At 71.9% G+C, this 22,730-nt stretch carries 14 protein-coding genes; 7 read left to right on the plus strand and 7 right to left on the minus strand.

Translation table 11 applies throughout. The features are described 5' to 3' along the window. Nucleotides 1–13: 13 nt before the first annotated feature. The gene (locus AC4MBH_RS24010; RefSeq protein WP_491797939.1) at nucleotides 14–1,267 is read right to left on the minus strand and encodes a PucR family transcriptional regulator; all 1,254 of its coding nucleotides are present in this window, start codon (nucleotides 1,265–1,267) and stop codon (nucleotides 14–16) included. 173 nt (nucleotides 1,268–1,440) lie between these two features. On the opposite strand from AC4MBH_RS24010, the gene AC4MBH_RS24015 reads away from it, so the two are divergent. The 6 genes from AC4MBH_RS24015 to AC4MBH_RS24040 all read left to right on the plus strand — a co-directional run bounded on the left by AC4MBH_RS24015 (nucleotide 1,441) and on the right by AC4MBH_RS24040 (nucleotide 8,423). Beyond that, the gene (locus AC4MBH_RS24015; RefSeq protein ID WP_491797940.1) at nucleotides 1,441–2,232 is read left to right on the plus strand and encodes an ABC transporter ATP-binding protein; all 792 of its coding nucleotides are present in this window, start codon (nucleotides 1,441–1,443) and stop codon (nucleotides 2,230–2,232) included. Between the two features lie 70 nt (nucleotides 2,233–2,302). Beyond that, nucleotides 2,303–3,094, plus strand: coding sequence for an ABC transporter ATP-binding protein (locus AC4MBH_RS24020; protein ID WP_491797941.1), 792 nt, complete (start codon nucleotides 2,303–2,305; stop codon nucleotides 3,092–3,094). After that, nucleotides 3,091–4,983 (plus strand): AMP-dependent synthetase/ligase, encoded by a 1,893-nt coding sequence (locus AC4MBH_RS24025; RefSeq protein WP_491797942.1) that lies wholly within the window; start codon nucleotides 3,091–3,093, stop codon nucleotides 4,981–4,983. The genes AC4MBH_RS24020 and AC4MBH_RS24025 overlap by 4 nt, the downstream gene beginning before the upstream one ends. After that, nucleotides 4,980–5,891 (plus strand): branched-chain amino acid ABC transporter permease, encoded by a 912-nt coding sequence (locus AC4MBH_RS24030; protein WP_491797943.1) that lies wholly within the window; start codon nucleotides 4,980–4,982, stop codon nucleotides 5,889–5,891. Before AC4MBH_RS24025 ends, AC4MBH_RS24030 begins: the two co-directional genes overlap by 4 nt. Then, nucleotides 5,888–7,054: a branched-chain amino acid ABC transporter permease gene (locus AC4MBH_RS24035; RefSeq protein ID WP_491797944.1), complete on the plus strand. Its 1,167-nt coding sequence runs from the start codon at nucleotides 5,888–5,890 to the stop codon at nucleotides 7,052–7,054. Before AC4MBH_RS24030 ends, AC4MBH_RS24035 begins: the two co-directional genes overlap by 4 nt. A gap of 52 nt (nucleotides 7,055–7,106) precedes the next feature. Continuing rightward, complete coding sequence (locus AC4MBH_RS24040) at nucleotides 7,107–8,423, plus strand: ABC transporter substrate-binding protein (RefSeq protein WP_491797945.1); 1,317 nt, start codon at nucleotides 7,107–7,109, stop codon at nucleotides 8,421–8,423. An 84-nt stretch (nucleotides 8,424–8,507) separates the two neighbouring features. Here the strand turns inward: AC4MBH_RS24040 and AC4MBH_RS24045 are convergent, their stop codons facing one another. From AC4MBH_RS24045 to xylB, 5 genes are all read right to left on the minus strand, one after another. Further along, on the minus strand, nucleotides 8,508–8,747 hold the full coding sequence (locus tag AC4MBH_RS24045) for a hypothetical protein (RefSeq protein ID WP_491797946.1): 240 nt from the start codon (nucleotides 8,745–8,747) through the stop codon (nucleotides 8,508–8,510). A gap of 36 nt (nucleotides 8,748–8,783) precedes the next feature. Next, nucleotides 8,784–10,628 (minus strand): phosphoenolpyruvate carboxykinase (GTP), encoded by a 1,845-nt coding sequence (locus AC4MBH_RS24050; RefSeq protein ID WP_491797947.1) that lies wholly within the window; start codon nucleotides 10,626–10,628, stop codon nucleotides 8,784–8,786. Nucleotides 10,629–10,732: 104 nt separating this feature from the next. Beyond that, a complete protein-coding gene (locus AC4MBH_RS24055) occupies nucleotides 10,733–11,836 on the minus strand; it encodes an ROK family protein (RefSeq protein WP_491797948.1) in 1,104 nt (367 codons plus the stop codon). A gap of 41 nt (nucleotides 11,837–11,877) precedes the next feature. Then, on the minus strand, nucleotides 11,878–13,041 hold the full coding sequence (gene xylA / locus AC4MBH_RS24060) for a xylose isomerase (protein WP_491797949.1): 1,164 nt from the start codon (nucleotides 13,039–13,041) through the stop codon (nucleotides 11,878–11,880). A 69-nt stretch (nucleotides 13,042–13,110) separates the two neighbouring features. Next, nucleotides 13,111–14,508, minus strand: coding sequence for a xylulokinase (xylB, locus tag AC4MBH_RS24065; RefSeq protein WP_491797950.1), 1,398 nt, complete (start codon nucleotides 14,506–14,508; stop codon nucleotides 13,111–13,113). 168 nt (nucleotides 14,509–14,676) lie between these two features. On the opposite strand from xylB, the gene AC4MBH_RS24070 reads away from it, so the two are divergent. Further along, nucleotides 14,677–15,930 carry an ROK family transcriptional regulator gene (locus AC4MBH_RS24070; protein WP_491797951.1) on the plus strand — a complete coding sequence of 418 codons (1,254 nt, stop codon included), beginning with the start codon at nucleotides 14,677–14,679 and terminating at the stop codon, nucleotides 15,928–15,930. A 366-nt stretch (nucleotides 15,931–16,296) separates the two neighbouring features. Here AC4MBH_RS24070 and AC4MBH_RS24075 read toward each other — a convergent pair whose 3' ends face one another. Further along, nucleotides 16,297–22,650: a ThuA domain-containing protein gene (locus tag AC4MBH_RS24075; protein WP_491797952.1), complete on the minus strand. Its 6,354-nt coding sequence runs from the start codon at nucleotides 22,648–22,650 to the stop codon at nucleotides 16,297–16,299. Nucleotides 22,651–22,730: the final 80 nt, after the last annotated feature.

Consider the following 22,730-nt stretch of genomic DNA (forward strand, 5'->3'; position numbering starts at 1 on the left):
GCCGGGCCGCGTCCTAGTCGCTGCCCGAGACGATGCTCACCGCGAGCAGCAGGTCGATCAGCTCCTCGACGCGGCGCACGTCGCAGCCGGTGCGCTCGGCGATGCGCTCGAGGCGGTAGTAGACGGTGTTGGCGTGCACGTGGAGCTCCATCGCGGCCAGCTTGGCGTTGAGGTCGCAGGCGACGTAGCGGCGCAGGGTCTCCACGAACGTGCCACCGGCGGCGAGGTCCTCCTGCACGAACGCCCGCACCTGCGGCCGCACCAGGCGACGGGCGGTCCGGTCGTGGGTCTGGACGAGGTAGTCGAGCGTCGACATCTGCGACAGCGACTGGACGCCGGCCCGGCCACGCAGCGAGCGGCGCGCCATCCGCGCCTCCTCGTAGGCCTCGGGGATGTCGAGGAAACCGGGGTGCACCGAGCTGACGCCGACGACCGGGAAGACGCCGTGCCCGGCGAGCGAGGAGACGCCGGCCCGCACCCGGGTGAGCATCCGGTCCTCGCCGCCGTCCTCCACGGGCACGACGGCGACCACCTCGTCGTGGCGGACGACGACCAGCCCGCGCCCGGGGTTGTTGAGGGCGGAGCGCAGCAGCGCGTGGGCGGCCCGGTCGGTGCTGCCGCCGGCCGGCACGGCGAGCGAGCCGACGACCACGGCCACCGGGGACCCCTCGCCGACCCCCACGTCGGCGAGCATCTCCAGGCGCGGTCGCACGGTCGGGGGCTTGCCCTCGAGGAGGTCCTCGAGCAGGTCGCGGGCCAGGCGGGCCGAGTCGGCCAGCTGGAACTGCTGGGCCTCGAGGTAGGCCTCGGCCGCCGCCGTGCTGCCGACCTCGATGGTGCGCATCACCTGCCGGACGATGACCAGCGCCGCGTCCTTGGTCGACGGGTCGTGGGCCACGCCCTCGAGCACGCCGTCCCACAGCGCGATCTGCCCGATCCGGAAGGCCTTCATGAAGTCGGCGAGGGCGATCCCGAGGTCGACGCGCCGCATCGCGTGGCGGGCGGTCCAGGGGAAGTCGGCGCGGGTGGGGTCGCGGCGGTCGGCGAGGGTCTCGGTGAGCGCCTTCTGCACCTGGGCGCAGTGCAGCTCGACCTCGGAGCGGAAACCCAGGTCGTCGTGGGCGGCGTAGGCCTCGATCTCCCGCCAGATGTTGTCGGAGGACTGGTGGGCCAGCTCGGCGGAGCGCTCCCGCACCCAGGCGACCAGCCGGTCGACGCCCGCGGCGGCGCCGTCCCCGACCATGGCTGTCGCACCTGTCGCCGTCATGCCAGCGCAGTCTGCCCGCGTGACCGCGGTCACACCACCCCCCGCGCGCGACCGTTGTGACCTCGTGACGAACGACGGGGTCGGTTTGTGTGACGCGGCCCCAAAGACACCGGCGACGCCCGGGTCCACGCTGAGACGGAGGTCACACCGCCTTCCCAGGGATCGGAGTCCCCGTGCTCGCCGTCCGCAACCTCGAGGTCGTCTACGACGACACCGTGCTCGCCCTGCGAGGCGTGAGCCTGGAGGTCCCCGACACGCGCATCGTCGCGCTGCTGGGCTCCAACGGCGCCGGGAAGACCACCCTGCTGCGCGCGCTGACCGGCCTGCTCGGCGTCCACGAGGGCGAGGTGGCCAAGGGCTCGGTCAGCCTCGACGGCCAGGACCTGCGCCGCGTCGGACCCGAGAAGATCGTCAAGCGCGGCGTCCGCCAGGTGATGGAGGGCCGCCGGGTCTTCGTCGAGCTCACCGTGGAGGAGAACCTCCGCGTCGGCGGCCACACCGCCCGCGCCGCGCTCGCCACCAACCTCGAGCGCGTCTACTCCCTCTTCCCGGTGCTCGCCGACCGGCGGGCCAAGACCGCCGGCTACCTCTCCGGCGGCGAGCAGCAGATGCTGGCCATGGGCCGGGCGATGATGTCCGACCCCCGCTACCTGCTCCTCGACGAGCCCAGCCTGGGCCTGGCGCCCCTGATGGTCGAGGCGATCCGCGACGTGATCATCGAGATCAACGGCGCGGGCACCGGCATCCTGCTGGTCGAGCAGAACGCCACCATGGCGCTCTCGGTCGCCCACCACGGCTACGTCCTCGAGACCGGCCGGGTCGTGCTCGACAAGCCGGCCGAGGCGCTCCTCAAGGACGACGACGTCCGCGAGTTCTACCTCGGCCTGCACCCCGGCGAGGACGGCGAGCGCCGCTCGTTCCGGGACACCAAGCACTACCGGCGCAAGAAGAGGTGGTCGGCATGAACACCCCAGGACGTTCTTCGTCTCCCCCGCTCCGCTCCTCCGTCGAACAACGCCCCGGGGACCCCGCATGATGGCTGCAGCCGGATCGGCATCCCCTGTCCTCGAGCTGGACGACGTCCACCTCTCCTTTGCCGGCATCAAGGCCGTCAACGGCGTCAGCCTCCACGTCGACCCCGGCGAGCTGTTCGCCATCATCGGCCCCAACGGCGCCGGCAAGACGTCGCTGTTCAACGTCATCTCCGGGGTCTACCGCCCGCAGAAGGGCAGCGTGCGCTTCCTGGGCCAGGACGTCCTGGGCACGAAGCCGTCCCGGATCGCGGCGCGCGGGGTGGCCCGCACCTTCCAGAACATCGCGCTCTTCGAGCACCTGACCGTCATCGACAACCTGATGCTCGGGCGCCACCAGCACATCAGGTACGGCGCCGCCGCGGCCGTCGCGTGGTGGGGACCGGCCCGCCGCCAGGAGGTCGAGCACCGCCGCGCCTGCGAGGAGATCGTCGACTTCCTCGAGCTCGAGGCCTGGCGCCAGCTCCCCGTCGGGTTGCTGCCGTACGGCGTCCAGAAGCGCGTCGAGCTCGGCCGCGCCCTGGCCATGGAGCCCAAGCTGCTGCTGCTCGACGAGCCGGTGGCCGGCATGAACCTGGAGGAGACCGAGGACATGGCCCGCTTCGTGCTCGACATCCGCGACGAGCTCGACGTGCCGATCGTCATGGTCGAGCACGACATGGGCCTGGTGATGGACCTCGCCGACCGGGTCCTCGTCGTCGACTTCGGCACCCCGGTCGCCACCGGCACCCCCGCCGAGGTGCAGACCCACCCCGAGGTCGTGCGCGCCTACCTGGGCGAGGAGGTCACGAGATGACGGTCCTGGACGAGAAGGCTCCCGCGCCGACGACGACGAGCACCCCGGCCACCCGGATCCGCGACCACGCGCGCCACCGGCCCGACGCCGTCGCCCTGCGCGACAAGCACCTGGGCGTGTGGCGCCCGTGGAGCTGGGCGCACTACTGGGACCAGGTCGCCCTCTTCGGGCACGCCCTGCTCGCCGACGGCGTGCGCCCCGGCGACCGCGTGGCCATCCACTCCGAGAACCGCCCGGAGTGGCTCGTCGCCGACATGGGCGCGCTCGCCGTCCGGGCCGCGTCGGTCGGGCTCTACCCGACCAACCCCGCCGCCGAGGTGGGCTACCTGCTCGCCGACTCGGGCTCCCGCGTCCTGTTCGCCGAGGACCAGGAGCAGGTCGACAAGGCTCTCGAGGTGCTGGAGCAGTGCCCCGACCTGACGACGATCGTCTACGCCGAGCCGCGCGGCATCCGGGGACGCTACGCACCGACGTACGGTCGCACGCGCCTGGTCGCGTGGGACGACTTCCTCGCCGAGGGCGCCCGGCACCGCGACGCCCACCCGGACGCCGTCGACCGCGCGGCCGACGACGCCCGCCCGGACGACCTCGCGACGCTGATCTACACCTCGGGCACCACCGGGCCGCCCAAGGGGGCGATGCTCACCGTCGCCAACGTCGAGTTCGCCATCAAGGTCCTGTGCCAGGAGGGCGCGTTCACCAGCCCGCCCCCCGGACCCGGTGACCTGCTGCTGTCCTACCTGCCGCTCAGCCACGTCGCGGAGCGCATCTTCACCACCTGGTTCAACGCCGCGGCCGCGACCCAGGTCAGCTTCGCCGAGTCCATCGACACCGTCCCGCAGAACCTGCGCGAGGTGCAGCCGACCATCCTGTTCGGCGTCCCACGGATCTGGGAGAAGCTGCTGGCCGGCGTCGAGACCCGGCTCTCGGGCGCGAGCTGGTTCAAGCGCCACGTCGCCCGGTTCTGGCTGGGCCGGGCGAGCCGGATCGCCCAGACGCTGGCGGCCAACGGCGGCCGGCACACCGCGGGCACCCGGCTGCAGTACGCCGTGGGCTGGCTGTTCTGCTACCGCGCGCTGACCGAGCGGCTGGGCATGCGCCGGGTCCGGCACGCCACCTCCGGCGCGGCCCCGATCGCGCCGGAGGTGCTGAAGTTCTTCATGGGGATCGGGGTCCCGATGCACGAGGCCTACGGGATGACCGAGAACACCGCGGTGGCCACGGCCGCCAAGCCCGGACGGATCCGGCTCGGCACGGTCGGCGAGGCCCACGAGGGCATCGAGGTCCGCGTCGACGACGTGACCGGCGAGATCCTGACCCGCCACCCGGCCGTCTTCGCGGGCTACTGGGGGCGGCCGGACGCCACCGCCGAGGTGCTCGAGCCCGACGGCTGGCTGCACACGGGCGACGTCGGCGAGTGGGTAGACGGGACGCACCTCAAGATCACCGACCGGATGAAGGACATCATCATCACCGCCGGCGGCAAGAACATCTCCCCGTCGCAGATCGAGAACGAGCTCAAGGCGTCGCCGTACGTCAAGGAGGCGCTCGTCGTCGGCGACGGCCGCAAGTACCTCACCGCGCTGATCGGCATCGAGCTCGACACGGTCGGCGACTGGGCGCAGCGCAAGCGGCTCGGCTACAGCACCCTGCGCGACCTCACCGAGAAGCCCGAGGTGCTCGAGCTCCTCCGGGGCGTCGTCGACGACGTCAACACCCGCTTCGCCTCGGTCGAGCAGGTCAAGGAGTTCCGGCTCCTGCCCAAGGAGCTCGACCACGAGGACGGCGAGCTGACCGCCACCCAGAAGCTCAAGCGGGCCGCGGTCGTCTCGGCGTTCGACGACCTGGTCGAGTCGATGTACGCCCCCAGGAAGGACGGTGCCGCATGACCACGTTCCTGGAGGCGGTCGTGCGCGGGCTCGGCATCGGGTCGGTCTACGCCATGCTGGCGCTCGGCTTCGTGATCATCTACAAGGCCACGCGCGTGATCAGCTTCGCCCAGCCGGCCTTCATGGTCACCGGGGCCGTCATCACGTCCTACCTGGTGCCGGCACTCGGGTTCGTCCTGTTCACCGGGTTGTCCTTCCTGATCTCGGTCACCGTGGCCGCGCTGGCCACCGCGGTCCTCGCCCTGGCGGTCGAGCGGGTCGCCGTGCGTCCGATGGTCGGCAAGGCGGTGTTCACCATCGCGATCATCACCCTCGGCATCGACGTCGCGGTGCGCGTCGTCGCGAACTCCCAGATCGGCAGCGGCTCGCGCAGCGTCGGCTTCCCGTGGGGCATCGAGACCTTCGAGCTGGCCGGGGTCTCGGTGCAGATCCGCCACGCGGTGATGATGGCGACCGTCCTGGTGGTGGTGGCCGCCCTGCTGGTGTTCTTCCAGCGGACGCCGTTCGGCCTCGCCATGCGGGCGGCGGCGTTCGACCAGGAGGCCGCGATGACCCAGGGGGTCAGCGTGGGCGCGGTGTTCGCGACCTCGTGGGCGATCGCCGGGGCCCTCGCCGCCGTCGCCGGGTCGTTGGCCGCGACCACGGCCGGGGTCGACCAGAACACGTGGTTGATCGCGCTGATCGCCCTGCCCGCGATCATCCTCGGCGGGCTCGACTCGCTCCCGGGCGCGGTCATCGGGGGCCTGGCCGTCGGCCTCACCCAGCAGCTCGTCGGTGCCTACTCCCGCGACGTCGCGCCGTGGCTCGGCGACAACGTGTCGGCGGTGGCGCCGTACGGCCTGATGCTGCTGGTCCTGCTCGTGCGTCCCTACGGCCTGTTCGGCACCCCGGAGGTGAGGCGAGTATGAGCACCACCGCCCCCAAGCCCACGACCGGCCCCCCGGCGATCCGCCGCAGCAAGAAGGTCCGCGGGCGCCCGGCGTTCTTCCAGTCCTACGAGCAGGAGCTGGCGCTCTTCAACACCACGCCGAAGCGCCTCGGCGTCGCCGCGGTCGTCGTGGTCGCCGCGCTCGTGCCGTTCTCGCAGCCCGACGACATCCTCTACACGATGTCGATCGCCTTCGTGTTCGCCATCGGCGCCCTGGGTCTCAACCTGGTCACCGGACTGGCCGGCCAGGTCTCGCTGGGCCACGCCTTCTTCTTCGGGATCGGGGCCTACACCGCGGCCGTCATCTCCGGCGACCCCGACGGCCGCGCCCTGGGCTTCGGCATCGAGGAGATGTGGATCTGGCTGCCCGCGGCGGGCCTCGTGGCCGCCGTCTTCGGCGTGATCGTGGCGCCGATCGCGACCCGCCTGCGTGGGCTCTACCTCGCGATCGTCACCCTCGGCCTGGTCTTCCTGGGCGAGCACGTCTTCCGGGAGTGGAGCAGCATGACCGGGGGCGCCGGCCTGGGCCGCAGCGGCGCCGAGCTCGTCCTCTTCGGCCAGGACCTCGCGGCGTCGTCCCCCGACTCGTTCCTGACCGTCGACCAGAAGCGCTACTTCGTGATGCTGGTCCTGCTGCTGGTCTTCGCGCTGGCGGCTCGCAACATCGGCCGGTCGCGGGTGGGCCGCGCGTTCTCCGCCGTCCGCGACCGCGACATGGCCGCGGAGATGATGGGGGTCGACCTCCCGCGCACCAAGACCCTGGCCTTTGCCCTGTCCTCGTTCTACGCCGGCTGCGCGGGCGGCCTGTTCGTGACGATCCTGGCCAACTTCGACCCGGCCACGTTCAACCTGGCCCTGTCGGTGGAGTTCATCGCGATGGTGCTCATCGGCGGCGCCGGCACGGTCGGCGGCACCATCGCCGGGGCGATGTTCATCGGCATGCTGCCGATCCTGACCCGCGAGCTGCCGGGCTACTTCGGCTTCATCAGCAGCCGGGCCAGCGAGAGCCCCAACGTCTTCCAGGTCGAGCAGATCCTCTACGGGCTGCTCATCATCGTCTTCCTGCTGTTCGAGCCTCGAGGCCTCTTCGGCATCTGGGTTCGGATCCGCACCTACTGGAAGAGCTGGCCGTTCAGCTACTGACCGCCGGCCGCGTCACCCACCGCAGCACCTCGCACCACACCAAGGAGAGAGCATGACCCACCACCACAGAGCACGGGCGACCGGCGCGGTCCTCGCCGCGCTGGTCCTCACGGTCAGCGCCTGCGGCCGCGACGACGAGGGCGGGACCGCGAGCGGCGGCGGCGACGAAGCCGTCGAGATCAACGCACCCGGCGTCACGTCCGACCCCTGCCCCGAGGCCGTCAACCAGGACAACGGCTGCATCTACCTCGGCAGCATCTCCGACCTGACCGCCGGACCGTTCGCCGCGCTCGGCGTCCCGATCACCGAGGCGCAGGAGGCGTTCTGGCGGCGGGTCAACGAGGACGGCGGCATCGGGGGCTTCGACATCGACGTCACCGAGTACGTCCGCGACAACCTCTACAGCCCGCAGACCCATGCCGAGGTGTACGGCGAGATCGAGCCCGAGGTCCTCGCCCTCGCCCAGACCCTGGGTTCACCCACGACGCTCGCCATCCTCGACCGGATGAAGGAGCAGTCGGTGATCGGCGCCCCCGCGTCCTGGACGTCGCTGTGGGGCTTCGAGGACAACATCCTCGAGTCCGGCTCGTCCTACTGCGTCGAGGCGATGAACGCCGTGGACTACCTCGCCGGGGAGGGCGAGGTCGCGAGCGTGATGGCGGTCGGGTTCCCCGGCGACTACGGCGAGGACGGTGCCGCTGGCGCGGAGGCGGCCGCCGAGGCCGCGGGCGCGGACTTCGAGTTCGTCGAGACCGGGCCGGGCGCGGAGGAGCAGTCCGGTGCGATCAGCGCGATCGTGCAGCAGCAGCCCGACGTGGTCATCCTCGGGACCGGCCCCACCGAGACGGCCGTGATCGTCGGGCAGGCCGCCGCCCAGGACTACACCGGTCAGTTCGTCGGTCTCTCGCCCACCTGGAACCCGGCGCTGCTCTCCCCCGACAACCCCGCCGCCGACGCGCTGGAGCAGCTGTTCATCCACGTGGGCCCGTGGGGTTCCTACGGCACCGACACGCCGGGGCACACCGCCATGCGCGAGGCCCTCGGCGACGTCGAGCCCAACGACGGCTACACCTCCGGCTGGGCGTGGAGCTACCCGCTCAAGGCGGCGCTCGAGACGTGGATCGACGGTGACTACGACAAGACCCGCGAGGGCCTGATCGAGGCCGTCGGCGAGCTCGAGTCGGTCGACTACGAGGGGATGCTCCCCGAGGAGGCCGGCGACCGCACGGGCGAGAACGACATCTTCACCCAGAGCGTGATCAGCAAGGTCGACCCGGCCGCCGACGCCGGCCTGACGGTGCTGCAGGACTTCACCGAGGGCGCCACGGCCGGTGGGTTCACCTTCGACGGGCCCTGCTTCGAGGGCTGACCCGCAGCAGGACGCCGCACCGACGACGAACGGCACCCGGGTGGACCCGGGTGCCGTTCGTCCGTGCCGGTGGTGCGGGGGTTGCTACGGAGCGGGCGGTGCCCCCACCTCGACCTCGAGGTAGGTGCGGTCGCTCGACCCCTCGTAGCCGACCAGGCCGAGGTAGGAGCCGGCGTCGAGGCCGGTCCAGCTGGCCGTGTACGACGTGTCCTCACCCTGGGTGATCGGCAGCGGGTCGGGCGCGACCGTGAGGTTGCCCAGGTCGGGCGATCCGCCGACGTTCCGAACAGATGGCGAGACCTTCGGGTTGCGATCTGGTCTCATCACACCTCCGGATGAGACCGGGGACGGGACCGGCGCCTACTCGGCGGCGTCGAGCGCCTGCGCGACCCGGCGGTGGGCCTCCCAGATCTGCTCCGGCAGCCGGTCGAACTGCTGCAGGTGCTCCGAGCGGAAGCCCATCTCCTGGCGCCACCGCGCGACGTCGATCGTCAGGATCCGCTCGAGGTCGGCCTCGGGGACGTCGAGCCCGGTCAGGTCGAGCTCCTCGCGCGTCGGGACGACCCCGACCGGGGTCTGCCGGCCGCTGACCTCGCCGTCGCGGAGCCGGACCAGCCAGAGGAGCGGGCGCAGGTTCTCGCGGTAGCCGGGCCACAGGAAGTGGCCGTCGCCGCCCTCGGTGAGGTCCTTCTGGAACCAGTTGACGTGGGCGAAGATCGGCTGGTCGGTCGCGCGGCCGATGATGTCGAGCCAGTGTGCGGCGTAGTCGCCCTCGCCGTAGGCGAGGAAAGGCCGCATCGACATCGGGTCGTAGCGCAGCTGCCCGTCGAGGCCGTCGGCGGCGAACGTCGCCTCGGCGCCGAGCGTCAGGCCGTCGTACACACCCTCGGCGAGGTCGGTGATCGCCCGCACGAGCGGCTCGCGGTCGCGGGTGCGGCCGCCGAAGATGATGGCGTCGATCGGGACCCCGGCGGGGTTCTCGAAGTCGTCGGCGACGTTGGGCACGTTGGCCAGCGTGGTGGTGAACCTGCTGTTGGGGTGGGCCCATGCGCTGTCGTCGCCGGGCTCGCGATCAGCGATCCTCTCGCCCTTCCAGTCCTCCCAGCCCTCGAGGTCGGCCGGCGGCTCGGGCGTGCGGCCCTCCCACCAGACCTCCTGGGTGGTGGGGTTGTAGGCGACGTTGGTGAAGATCGCGCCCGTGCCAGCGGCGATCGAGTCGAGCGCGGTGGGGTTGGTGAGCTCGTTGGTGTCCCTGGCGACGCCGAAGACCCCGAACTCGGGGTTCATCCCGTAGACGCGACCGTCGTCGCCGACCCACAGCCAGGCGATGTCGTCGCCGTAGAAGTCGACGTGGTAGCGCGCGCCCATCGCGTCGGGCGCGAGCGTCATCGCCAGGTTGGTCTTGCCCGAGGCGCTCGGGAAGCCGCCGCAGACGTGCCACTTCTTCCCGGTCTCCTTGTCGGTGATGCCGAGCAGCATGAACTGCTCGGCGAGGAACGACCCCGACGCGCGGCCGTCGTAGCAGGCCTGCCGCAGGCCGTGGGCGATCTTGCCGAGCAGCGCGTTGCCGCCGTAGGACGAGCCGAAGTGCAGGATCGTGCGCTGGTCGGCGACGGTGACGAAGTAGCGCTGGTCCTCGGGCGTGCCCTGGCCGAGGTTCTCCAGGTCGCCGGTGACGTGCACGGCGCGCACGAACGTCGCCGGGTCGGCGAGGGCGTCGAGGTGGGCGACGCCCACCCGCGCCATCCGGATCATCTGCAGCACGACCGGGCGGTTGTCGGTGAGCTCGACGCCGGCGGCGTACTTCTCCAGCGGCGAGCCGGGCGGCGCCATCAGGTAGGGGACGACGTACATCGTCTTGCCCTTGCTCTGCCCGCGCATCCGCTCGAGCTGGCCGGCCGTCATCTCCTCGGCGTCGCGCCAGTTGTTGTAGACGCCCCGGTCGTCGGGGTCGCTGGTCGCCACGATGGTGCGCTCCTCCGAGCGCGCGGTGTCCTTGTGGTAGGAGCGCGAGTAGTAGAGGCCCTCACCGGCGGGCTGGAGCTCGCCGGCCTCGAGCGCCTCGGCCACGAGCCGGGCGTCGTCGGAGGCGTCGACGACCTCGACGCGGTCGGGCTCGGTGATGCCGGCCCAGTGGCTGACGTACTCACGGACGTGGGGGTTCGCCAACCCGGCCTCGTCCAGGACCCGCTCGACATCGACCATGTTCTCCGCCTTCCCCGAGGTGCCAGTGGCCGGTCACGGTACCCACGTCGGAGCCACCGCCGGGGAGGTCGGTCGGTTGGATCGTTACAAGCCGAGCGGAGGTGTCAGGTGCCGTTGAGCACCGCGCCCAGCGACCGCTCGGCAGCGCCGAGGGCCGCGGCCTGCAGCCCCAGCGCGCTGAGCCTGAGCTCGGGGCGGTCGCGACCGGGCGGGTCCAGGCGCTCGTCGAGGGTCGCGCGGGCGGGGCCGAGGACCAGCTCGCCGAGCGGCACGAAGTAGCCCCCGAGCACGATCACCCCGGGGTCGAGCACGCCGCTCAGCGTGGCCAGCCCGAGTCCGAGGTCGTGGCCGACCCGGTCGAGGACGGCGCGGGCGTGGGCGTCCTCGGCGGCGCGCGCCGCGACGGCCTCGGCGGTGGCGGTCGGCGTGCCGAGCTCGTCGAGGTCGAGCGCCCGCAGCATCGCGTGGAGGCCGATCGAGGCCTCCCAGCACCCGCGGCGACCGCACCCGCAGGGCGCGTCGGGATCGCCGATCGGCAGGTGACCCACCTCGCCGGCGAACCCACCGCCGCCCGTGACCACCTCGCCGTCGGCCACGATGCCGAGGCCGATGCCGACGGTGCCGGTGAGGTAGAGCGACTGCGGCACGTCGACCGCGACGCCGTGGTGGGCCTCAGCGTACGCCGCGCAGTTGGCGTCGTTGACGACCCGCACGTCGCAGCCGGGCAGCAGCGCCTGCACCGCCTCGGCCAGGCCGGGTCCTGCCAGCGGGAGGTTGGGTGCCCACGCGACGGTGCGGTCGTCGTCGCGGACCAGCGCCGGGACCGCGACCGTCACACCGACGACGTGGTCGGCGCCGACGCGGTCGCGCAGCCCCGCGACCAGGCCCAGCAGGACGTCCTCCCGGTCGGCGCCGACCGGGTGCGAGCTGCTGAGCAGCACCCCGCCGGCGAGGTCGAGGACCACCGCGGTCACGTAGTCGACGTTGAGCTCGAGGCCGAGCCCGAGGTGCCGGCCGGGCGTCAGCACGAGGGGACGGCCCGGGCGGCCGCGGGCCGGCGTCCGGTCGCCCGGCGCCGGCTCCTCGGCCACGGTGCCGTCGAGCTCGAGCCCGGCGACGATGACCCCGACGGTGGCCTTGGCCAGCCCGGTCGAGACCGCCAGCTCGGCGCGGGTGGCCCGGCCGAGCCGGCGCAGGGTGCGCAGCACCAGCGCCGTGTGGCGACGCCGGAGCTGGTCGGTCCCCGTGGTCAGCGGACCCCGTAGAGGTGCTCGAGCGCGAGCTGGTCGAGCTTCTCGAACGCCGCGCCGCGGGCGGCGAGCGCCTCGGGGTCGGGCAGCGTGTCGGCGAGCAGCTGCTCCCAGCCCTCGCCCTCGCCGAGCGTCGGGGTGGACAGCTCCTGTACCCGGGCCGCGGTCATCGCCTGCTGCACCTCGGGGTCGGCGCGGAAGGCCTGCACCTTGTCGCGCAGCACGAGGTAGTTGGTCATGCAGGCCGCCGCGGAGACCCACACGCCGTCCTCGTCCTCGGTACGGGCCGGCTTGAAGTCGAAGTGCACCGGGCCGTCGTACCCGCCGGCGAGGAGGGTGTCGACCACCCAGAACGCGCCCTGGACGTTGCCGGCGCCGAAGCGCAGGTCCTGGTCGTAGCGCGGACCGTGCTGGCCGTTGAGGTCGATGTGGAAGAGCTTGCCGTGCCACAGCGCCTGGGCGTAGCCCGCGGCGGCGTTGACGCCGGCCATCTCCTCGTGCCCGATCTCCGGGTTGACCCCGACGAGCTCGGGCTTGTCGAGCTCGTTGATGAACGCGATCGCGTGCCCGATCGTGGGCAGCAGGATGTCGCCGCGCGGCTCGTTGGGCTTGGGCTCGATCGCCAGGCGCAGGTCGTAGCCGCGCGCGGTGATGTAGTCGGTGAGGAGGTCGAAGGACTCCTTGAAGCGCGCCAGCGCCGCGGGGACGTCCTTGGACGCGCCGTACTCGGCACCCTCCCGGCCGCCCCAGGCGACGTAGACCTTGGCGCCGAGCTCGGCGGCGAGGTCGATGTTGCGCATCACCTTGCGCAGCGCGAAGCGGCGCACGTCGCGGTCGTTGGCGGTGAAGCCGCCGTCCTTGAAGACCGGGTGGGTGAACAGGTTGGTGGTCGCGGTGGTCACGACGAGGCCGGTGTCGGCCAGGCCCTGCTTGAAGCGGTCGATGATCGCCTGGCGCTCGGCGTCGGTGGCGCCGAACGGGATCAGGTCGTCGTCGTGGAAGTTGACGCCGTACGCGCCGAGCTCGGCGAGCTTCTCCAGGGCGTGCACCGGGTCCATCGGCGCGCGGGTGGCGTCGCCGAACGGGTCGCGTCCCTGCCAGCCGACGGTCCAGAGGCCGAAGGAGAACTTGTCGCTGGGCTGGGGGGTGGGCAGGTCGGGCACGGGAGGTTCCTTCGTCGTCGGAGGTGGGATGGGTCGGGCTGGTGGTGCTGTCGGGCCGGTGGTGCGGGGTCAGGTCCAGGGGGCGGTGCGCTCGCGCAGCTCGGCGTAGGTCTCGCGGATCCACGGGTCGGGCTCGGCCTCGAGCAGGTCGGCGTCGGGGCGGGGCCAGGTGGGGGGCGCCGCGGCGCCGGCGAGGGCCCAGGCGGCCTGCCGGGCGGCGCCGAGGGCGACGTACTCCCCCGCCGGCGGGACGGTGACGGGTCGGCCGAGCACCGCCGGGGCGAGCGCGCGCAGGGCGGGGTTGCGGGCGGCGCCACCGACGAGGAGCACGCGGCGCGTCTCGACCCCGGTGACCGCGGCGACCTGGTCGACGGCGTCGGCCAGCGAGCACAGCAGCGCCTCGAAGGCCGCGCGGGCGAGGTCGGCGCGGGTGGTGCGCGGGGTCAGCCCGGTCCAGGTGCCGGTGGCGCGCGGGCGGTCGGGGCTGCGCTCGCCGCCGTAGTAGGGGGACAGGACGACGCCGCCGGCCCCGGGCGTCGAGGCCAGGGCGAGCCGGGCGAGCTCGTCGTGGTCGACGTCGAGCCAGCGGGCCTGCAGGTCGAGCACGCCGGCGGCGTTCATCGTGGTGACCATCGGGAGGAAGCCGCCGCTCGCGTCGGCGAAGCCGGTGACCACGCCCGTGCCGTCGGCGACCGGACAAGCGCTGACCGCGGAGGCGACGCCGGACGTGCCGACCGAGACGAGGACGTCGCCCTCGCCCAGCGCCATGCCGAGCGCCGCGGCCATGTTGTCGCCGGTGCCGGCGGAGACCAGGGCCCCGGTCGGGGTCTCGGCGGCGGCGGCCCCGGGTGCGACGAGCCGCGGCAGCGCGGGCTCGTGGCCGAGTGCGGCAGCGGCCAGGTCGGGCCGCCAGTGCCCCTCGGCCGTGGCGAAGTAGCCGGTGCCCGAGGCGTCACCGCGGTCGGTGAAGGGCTCGGTGCCCGGGGCCGACAGGTGCCGCGAGACGTGGTCGTGGGGCAGCAGCACCCGGGCGACGCGGGCCGCGCGCTCGGGCTCGTGGTCGCGCAGCCAGCGCAGCTTGGTCACCGTGAACGACGCCACGAGCACGCTGCCGACCGCCTCGGCACAGGCCTGCGGGCCGCCCATCTCGGCGACCAGGTTCGCCGCGGCCGCGGCGGACCGGGTGTCGTTCCAGAGCAGGGCGTCGCGCACCGGGGCGTCGTCGGCGTCGAGGGCGACCATGCCGTGCTGCTGGCCGCCGACGCCGACGGCCGCGGCGGCACCGACGAGGTCGGGCGGCAGACCGGCCAGCGCCTGGTCGACGGCCGCCGTCCAGGCCCGGGGGTCGACCTCGGTGCCCGGCGGGTGGGGGACGGCGTGCTGGGCGAGGACGGTGCCGTCGTCGGCGTCGACCACCAGCGCCTTGACCGACTGGGTGGAGCTGTCGATCCCGAGGACGTAGGTCACCCCGCTATTAAGTACGACAGTCGAACTAATGTCAACGGGCGCAGGACCGGGCTCGAGGAGGACCCCCGTCGGGCCTCGCCTCTTTTGTCGAGCGTCGCACAAAACTAGGGTGACTGAAAGTGCCAAAGTCGTTCCGTATGACGTACGCCTCATGATTGACTAGCGAGCATGTCGCAGACCCTCCCCGCCCCCGGTGTGGAGACACTGCACGCACCGAGCCCGATCGCTCCCTCGGCCCCGCCACCCGGCGGCGGCGACCTCCTGCACCTGATGCTCGACGGCCGCCCGCGCACCCGCGCCGACCTGATCGAGATGACCGGCCTGGCCCGCTCGACGGTCGCCGGCCGCATCGAGGGGCTCCTGTCGGTCGGCCTGCTCCAGCCCTCCGGGCAGAGCCGCTCCACCGGCGGCCGGCCGCCCACCCGCTTCGCGTTCAACCCCTCGGCCAAGCTCGTGCTGGCCGCCGACTTCGGCGTCACCCACGGGCACGCCGCACTCACCGACCTCACCGCCTCGGTGGTGGTCGAGGAGTTCGTCGTCCTCGACATCGCCGACGGCCCCGAGCGCACCCTCGGCTGGCTGGTCGAGGTCACCGACCGCCTGCTCGAGCGCGCCGGCCGCAGCCGGATCGACCTCGCCGGCGTCGGCATCGGCCTGCCCGGCCCCGTCGAGCACCACACCGGCCGACCGGTGAAGCCGCCGATCATGCCCGGCTGGGACGGCTTCGGCGTGGCCGACTGGGTCAGCGAGCGCCTCGGCGCGCCGGTGCTGGTCGACAACGACGTCAACCTGATGGCGCTGGGCGAGCACTCGGTGGTCTACCCGCACGTCGAGCACCTCGTCTTCGTCAAGGTCTCCACCGGCATCGGCGCCGGCATCATCAGCGGACGCCGCCTGCACCGCGGCGCCCAGGGCTCGGCCGGCGACCTCGGACACGTCCAGAGCCCGCGCGGCGGCGACGCCCTCTGCGGCTGTGGCAACCACGGGTGCCTCGAGGCCATCGCCAGCGCCCGCGCCATCGCCCAGCAGCTCGACGTCAACCACGGCCCCGTCGCCGACGCCAGCCGCGTCGTCCTCGAGCAGCTCGCCCACGGCGACCGCGAGGCGGTCGCCGCGATCCGCCGCGCCGGTCGCGACATCGGCGAGGTCCTCGCCTCCTGCGTGAGCCTGCTCAACCCCTCGGTCATCGTCCTCGGCGGCTCGCTCGCCGGCGGCGCCCCCAGCCTCCTCGCCGGCGTCCGCGAGGTCATCTACGCCCGCTCCCTCCCGCTCGCCACCGGCGAGCTGAGCGTCGTCCCGGCCCAGACCGGCGAGCACGCCGGCGTCATCGGCGCCGCCACCATGGCCGTCCAGCAGTTCCTGGCACCGCAGTCGGTCGACGCGATGCTCGCCAACCCGGTGGCCCGGGTCGCCGCCCTGTAGCTCGCTGCTGCGGGGCTGGGCGCCTGGGGCCCGGCCGAGATTTCACCGGTGGGCCGGGGAAGTCTGATCTTCCCGGGCAATGCATTGCCTGCGAAGTTCAGGTTCTGCCTGCGGAGTGGTGCGGCTGCGCACGGTGTGACGGGTGGGCTCGGCCGGGTGTGGGATTCCCCGGTGCACCGGGGAAACCCGCACCTGGCGGGCGAAAACTTCACCCCCGAACCGCCAGTTCTGCCCGCGAGGGTCCGCGCGGCCGCCCGGACCCCGAGGACCCGGGAACGCGCACGACCACCCGGGAACGCCGAAGGGCGCCGACCACCCGGGGGTTCTCCCCGAGTGGCCGGCGCCCTGACGGCGCGGAGCCTGGCGTCAGCGGCGGACGGTGAAGCTCCAGGTCTTGACCGTGCGGTTGCCCACGGCGTCGACCGCGACCAGCCGGACGCTGTGACGACGGGGCGCGAGCGCCTTCGGCGTCACGGTCAGGCGGCCCGTGCGGGCGTTGTAGCGCACGCCCTTGACCCGCTTGCCGTCGACCGACACCTGCAGGCCGCTGGCGCGGACCCCGCTGGCGTCCTTGACGATCGCACCCAGCTTGGGCGTGCGGTCGCGGACGGCGCCGGTCGGGCTCACCTGGGTGACCCGCGGACCGGTGGCGTCGACGGTCCAGGTCCACCGGGCCGGCGTCGGGTCGGTCCCGCCGTCGGTGGTGGCGCGGACCTGCACCGTGTGCCTGCCGTCCCTGAGGTTGCGGTAGACCTTCGGCGAGGTGCACGGAGCCCAGGCCGCGCCGTCGAGCTTGCACTCGAACGTCGCGTCCGCGGCGCCGTCACCGACGGCGACGAACCGCAGGTTCGCGGTCTTGGCCGGGGTGATGCCCTTCGGCCCACCGGTGATGCGGGTGTCGGGGGCCGCGGCCACGGGGTCCTCGCCGTCGACGGTGAAGCTGTCGAAGGAGACCTCGTCACCGCTCTGGAGCACGCCCGCGGCGAAGACACCGAACGTCGGCGCCACCATCTCGTTGACGACCGTCCTCGGCATGTCGACGTAGGTCGCACCGCCGTCGAAGGACACCGAACCGGTGTAGGTGCTGCCGGACTTGACCAGCCGGAACCGGACGGCGCTCAGGTCGGCACCGGCCGGCACGAGGATCTCCGGCTGCGGGTTGGCCCCGACGATCACGTTGTTGACCTCCGAGCGGAGCTCGAACCGGTTGACCACGGTCCCGGAGTCGTCGGCGATCGCCACGAGCTTGACGTAGTTCGCGTCGTCGCCGTAGATCATCAGGCCGGCTTGGCTGTAGCCGCCGTCGAGGTTCCTGACGTCAGCCACGGTCTCGATGGTCCAGTCAGGACCGGCGTGGTCGGCCGACTGCAGGACGAGGTTCGACTTGCCCGTACCGGACTGGTAGATCTCGCCGGGCGCCGTGGTGATGAACAGGCGCCCGTCGGCGACGCGGTACTTGGTCGCGTCCTCGGCCACGATCGCGTTCCAGCGGCACGGGTCGAGAGCAGTGCCCTCGAACGTGTCGTCCGGAGTCTTGACGGCACACGCCGCTCGCACCGTGACGGTGACCGTCGCGGTGTCGGTCAGCTCACCGTCGGTGACGGTGTAGGTGAACGTGTCGGTCCCGGTGTAGCCGGCCTTCGGCGTGTACTTCACGGTGCCGTTGGCGTTGACCACCGCAGTGCCGTTCGCCGGCGTCGTCACCGCACTGACGGAGAGGGTGTCGCCGTCGGGGTCGGTGTCGCCGTTGAGGACCGGCACGTCGACCGCGGTACCCACCGACGTCGACGCGGTGTCGTCGTCGGCGACCGGGGCCCTGTTCTCGGCGCCGGTGCCGGTGACCCGGAAGTAGTCGAACGTCGCCGACTGGCCGGACTGCTGGACGCCGAGCGAGAAGACGCCGAAGTCCATGTCGGCCGTCGGGTTGGTGACGGTCCCGACATCCACCCAGCCGCCGCCGAAGTCGACCTGACCGAAGTAGCTGTCGCCGGTCTTGGTCAGCCGCAGCTTGAACGTCGACACGTTCGGAGGCACGACGACCTCCGGTTGCGGGTTCAGGATGGCCGCGCCGGACTCCGAGCGGAGCTCGATGCGGTTGAAGCTCTCGTTCGGACGGTCGACGTCGGCCACCGGGTCGAGCTTGACGTAGTTGTCGTCGTCGCCGTAGATCATCAGGCCGGCCTGGCCGTAGCCGTCGGTGTAGGTCGCCGACAGCTGCGTCTCGATCGTGTAGTCCTCCGTGGTGTTGGAGTCCGACTGCAGGATCAGGTTGGTGGCCTGGTCCTGGTTGGCCGAGGCCGTGTAGAGGTCGGCCGGCGCGCCCTGGATGGTCAGCGCACCGTTCGCGACGGAGTACGCGTTCTTGTCCTCCCGGACGATGGCGTTCCAGCGGCACTCCTCGAGGGCGGTGCCGTCGAACTCGTCGCTCGGGTCGGTGGAACCGCTGGTGCCGTCCGGCTCGAAGCGGATCCAGTCGAACGTCGCGTTCGGGCTGGTGGCCGCCCCACCGGAGAGCGCCGTCGGCCCGATCTTCGGGTTGGTGAAGGCGCTCAGCGGAGCCGTACGACCGACCGGGCTGAAGGTCTCGCCGTTGGTCGAGTACGACGCCCGCACGTCGGTGCCGTCCGAGGTCAGCCGCACGTAGTAGGTCGTCGGGAACTCGGCCGGCACGCCGCCGAGCTTGTCCTCCGCGTTGTTGCGTGCGGTGCCCTGCGCCTCGTAGATGAACTCGACGTCGCGGGTGCCACCGGCCGAGATGAGGTGGACCGAGGCCCAGTTCTCGTCGTCGCCGTAGAGCCGGAGACCAGCCTGCTGGTAGTTCTCGGTGACCTCGGCGGTGACCTTGGCGGTCACCTCCCACTCACCATCGGGGGTCTCCTGCACGATGACGTCCTCGGCGGTCCCGACGCCGGGACCGTACATGCTGCCGCTGCCGATCGGCACGGTCAGGTTGCCGCCGCCGACGCTGATGTCGCCGCTGGGCCGGATGACCTCCCACTTGCCGTCCAGCGCGGTCCCGTCGAACTCGTCGGACTGCTGCACGCCGCAGCTGTTGACGACCCGGACGGTGACCGTCGAGGTGCCGGTGGCACCCTGCGCGTCGGTCACGGTCAGCCGAGCGGTGTAGGTGCCCGGCTCGGTGTAGGTGTAGGTCGCGTCGAGCGTGGTCGCCTTGTCGGCGTCGGTGCCGGGGACGCCGAAGTCCCAGGCGTAGGTCAGCGCGTCGCCGTCGTAGTCGCTGGCGGACCCGGTGAAGGCGACCGCCAGCGGCGCGGTGCCCTGGACGGGCGTGGCCTGGGCGCCGACCTGCGGCTTGGAGTTGATCGAGACACCCTTGCCGGCCGCGTCGAAGAAGTTCAGGTTGAACAACCCGGTCGCGGTGGGGTTGGCGTTCTTGAACACCAGGAACAGCTCGTGCGAGCCGGTCCGGGCCGACTCGGCGATGTCCATGTCGACGAACTGCCAGGTCTGCCAGCCCCCGGTCACCGGGACGGTGGCCGTGCCGGCCAGCTGGCCGGTCGGGCTCCCGAGGCGGGCCTCGATGGTGCCGCCGGCACCGGCCGAGGCGACGCGGAAGCGCAGCTTCGGGATCTGGTACAGGCTGATCGGCGCGAAGGAGATGTGGTCGCCTGCGTCGATGTTGGACACGTTGCGCGCCCCACCGAGCGGGTCGGTGGTGGCCTCGGTGGCGACACCGAGCTGCGAGGTGAAGTGCTCGGCCTGCTTGCGCTTGGGCTGCAGGACGACCTCGTCCTCACCCGACAGCACCTGGGCGCCGGCGCCACCCTCGTCGGTGTAGCTGGCGTTGATGACGCCGAAGATGTTCGCCGAGGAGTCGTGACCCTCGTCGCGCACCGTGGGCAGGACGACGTCGCAGCCCGTGGCCCCGCTGAGCGGGTGGCCGTGCGAGTCGTGGCCGAGCACGTAGTCGATCTCGACCTTGCTGCAGTCGATGTCGTCGTCCTCGGGGTCGGTGACGGTGACCTGGACCCGGACCGAGTCGCCGAACTCGAAGAACGCGCCGTCGGGCGGCATCGTGATCTCGACCGTCGGGGCGGTGTTGCCGACCGTGATCGTCGCGGTGTCGGTGCCGGTGCGGCCGGTCTCGTCGGTGACGGTGAGCCGCGCGGTGTAGACGCCGTTGGCGGTGTAGGTGAAGGTCGGGTTGGCCACGGTCGAGTCGACCGTGCCGTCGTTCTGGAAGTCCCAGGCGTAGGAGGCGATCGAGTCACCCTCGTCGGGGTCGGTCGAGCCCTGGCTGGAGAACTGCACCAGGAGCGGCGCCTGCCCGGAGGACGGCGTCGCCGTGGCGTTGGCGCTCGGCGAGCGCGCGCCCTCGTTGATGGCGTTGATCTTGTAGATCGCGGAGTTCTCGTTGCCGGTGAAGTAGCCACCGTTGCCGTAGTCGAGGACGTAGAGCGAGCCGTCGGGGCCGAACTCCATGTCCATGACCGCGTAGAGGGTCGAGGAGTCGAAGAACGGGTCGATGCCCGTGACGTCGCCCTCGGCGTCCATCGCGATGTCGCGGATCCAGCCGCGGGTCCACTCGCCGGCGAAGAAGTGGTTGTCGAAGTACTCGGGGAACTTCACGTCCGAGTCGAGCTCGGGGTCGAAGTTGTAGACCGGGCCGGCCATCGGGCCCTCGCCACCGCCGCCGAACTCGGTGGTGTTGCTCTGGCCGTTGTAGGTGACCGTGTTCCCGTCGTACTTGATCCACGCCGGCTGGGCCGGCGGGAGGGTGGTCAGGCCGGTGTTGTTCGGGCTGTTGTTGACCGGCGCGGCGCAGTTGAACTTCGGCCCGGCAGTGACACCCGAATCGGTGAACGTGACGTCGTTGTAGGTCTCGGCCGGGGTGTTGGTGCCGGTGCAGTAGGGCCAGCCGAAGTTGCCGGCCGCGCGGATCTGGTTGAACTCGACCTGGCCGCCGGGCCCGCGGGTCGCGCTGGGCCCGCCGGCGTCGGGGCCGTACTCGCCGAGGTAGACGTAGCCGGTCTCCTTGTCGACGGTCATCCGGAACGGGTTGCGGAAGCCCATCGCGTAGATCTCGGGACGCGTCTTGTTCCCGGGGTCGCTCGCCTCGGGGAAGAGGTTGCCGGTCGGGACGGTGTACGCCGCCGTCGTGGCGTTCGGCGTGATCCGGATGACCTTGCCGCGCAGGTCGTTGGTGTTGGCCGAGCTGCGCTGGGCGTCGAAGGCCGGGTTGCGGGTCGCGCGCTCGTCGATCGGGGTGTAGCCGTCGGAGGCGAACGGGTTGGAGTCGTCACCGGTGGACAGGTAGAGGTTGCCCTGTGCGTCGAAGTCGATCGCGCCGCCGGCGTGGCAGCAGATGCCGCGGTCGGCCTCGACCCGCAGGATCTCCTGCTCGGTCGAGGGCACCAGGTCGTCGTCGACGAACTTCATCCGGGTCAGGACGTTGTAGCCCTTGAACGGCGCGAACGCAGCGGCGTTGCCGTCGTTGGGGGCGTCGCCGGCGGGCGTGTTGAGCGGCGGGGCGTAGTAGAGGTAGACCCAGCCGTCCTCCTCGAAGTTCGGGCTGACCGCGATGCTCTGCAGCCCGTCCTCGTCGTGGGTGTAGATCGGGACGTCGTAGAGCTCGGTGGTGTTGCCGTCGAGGTCGGTCAGGAAGACCCGGCCGTCGCGGGCGTTGTGCAGCACCCGGCCGTCGGGCATCACCGAGAGAGCCATCGGCTCGCCGATCTTGTCGTCACCCTTGGCCAGCGTGATCTGGTCGAAGGAGGCGTCGGTGGGCGGCAGCTCGGTGCAGGCGTCGGGAGCCTGGTCGGCGGCGTACTGGATGCCGCCGAGCAGGTGGAGCCGGAAGAGCGGCTCGGAGAACGAGGCCTGGGTGTGGCCCCCACCGGTGTAGAAGCTGCGGCCGCCGTCGAACTCCTGGTACCAGGCGATCGGGTGGTCGTCGTCGGTGTTGTTGCCGTCGTTCTCGACGTAGGTGGACTCGTCGAGCGTCGCGAGCACGTTGACGTCGCCGCGGGGGCTGTAGTCGGTGCCGCCGCCGTTGACGACGGGGTTGGTCTTGGACTGGAAGTTGTACCACTCGTCGGTGCGGGTCCACCGGTCCGGCAGCGCGCAGGAGGAGGGGTGCTCCTTGTCCTCCACGTCGATGCTGGCGGTCGGCGTGCCGGCCGGGTGGCTCTGGAAGTAGGCGCCGACGAGCTCGCCGTACCAGGGCCAGGTGTACTCGGTGTCGGAGGCCGCGTGGACCCCGACGTAGCCGCCGCCGCCCTTGATGTAGGTCTCGAAGGCGGTCTGCTGCGCCGCGTTGAGGACGTCGCTGGTCGTCGACATCCAGATGACGGCCTCGTACTTGGCGAGGTTGGCCGTGGTGAACGCCGTGGCGTCCTCGGTGGCGTCGACCGAGAAGCCGTACTGCGCGCCGAGGCGCTGGACCGCGCGGATGCCCGCGGGGATCGAGTCGTGCCGGAAACCGGCGGTCTTGCTGAAGACGAGGACGTCGTACTCCGGCGCCGCGGCCGCGGCCGCCTTCGGGGCTGCCGCGGGGGTGAGCCCCGGTGCGGCGGCCTGGGAGCGGAGGGCGTCGAGTGCCGCCGCCCCGTTCTGCATCTCGTACGGCGCCACGTCGGGCGCCGAGGCCACGGCGGCCGCGGCCGGGTCGGCGGTCATGACCCCGCCGGCGACGGCCAGGGCCGCCAGCCCCGCGACGCACGCCTTGACGCGCGTCGCGGGGGAACGGAACTTCCTCATGCTGTCCTGCCTTCGTTCGAGTCCGGCTCGGGACCGGACTGCTGGGAGATGCGGTGAAGGTGTGACTGAACTATCGGTGG

It is taken from the genome of Nocardioides sp. WJ219 (genome assembly GCF_058559815.1).

Excerpts from the sequence above, each read along its gene's own strand:
- AC4MBH_RS24050 (WP_491797947.1), bottom strand. The coding sequence starts at position 10,628 with ATGGTCGATGTCGAGCGGGTCCTGGACGAGGCCGGGTTGGCGAACCCC.
- AC4MBH_RS24035 (WP_491797944.1), top strand. The coding sequence starts at position 5,888 with ATGAGCACCACCGCCCCCAAGCCCACGACCGGCCCCCCGGCGATCCGC.
- AC4MBH_RS24075 (WP_491797952.1), bottom strand. The coding sequence starts at position 22,650 with ATGAGGAAGTTCCGTTCCCCCGCGACGCGCGTCAAGGCGTGCGTCGCG.
- AC4MBH_RS24040 (WP_491797945.1), top strand. The coding sequence starts at position 7,107 with ATGACCCACCACCACAGAGCACGGGCGACCGGCGCGGTCCTCGCCGCG.
- AC4MBH_RS24030 (WP_491797943.1), top strand. The coding sequence starts at position 4,980 with ATGACCACGTTCCTGGAGGCGGTCGTGCGCGGGCTCGGCATCGGGTCG.
- AC4MBH_RS24020 (WP_491797941.1), top strand. The coding sequence starts at position 2,303 with ATGGCTGCAGCCGGATCGGCATCCCCTGTCCTCGAGCTGGACGACGTC.
- AC4MBH_RS24070 (WP_491797951.1), top strand. The coding sequence starts at position 14,677 with ATGTCGCAGACCCTCCCCGCCCCCGGTGTGGAGACACTGCACGCACCG.
- AC4MBH_RS24010 (WP_491797939.1), bottom strand. The coding sequence starts at position 1,267 with ATGACGGCGACAGGTGCGACAGCCATGGTCGGGGACGGCGCCGCCGCG.
- AC4MBH_RS24045 (WP_491797946.1), bottom strand. The coding sequence starts at position 8,747 with ATGAGACCAGATCGCAACCCGAAGGTCTCGCCATCTGTTCGGAACGTC.
- AC4MBH_RS24025 (WP_491797942.1), top strand. The coding sequence starts at position 3,091 with ATGACGGTCCTGGACGAGAAGGCTCCCGCGCCGACGACGACGAGCACC.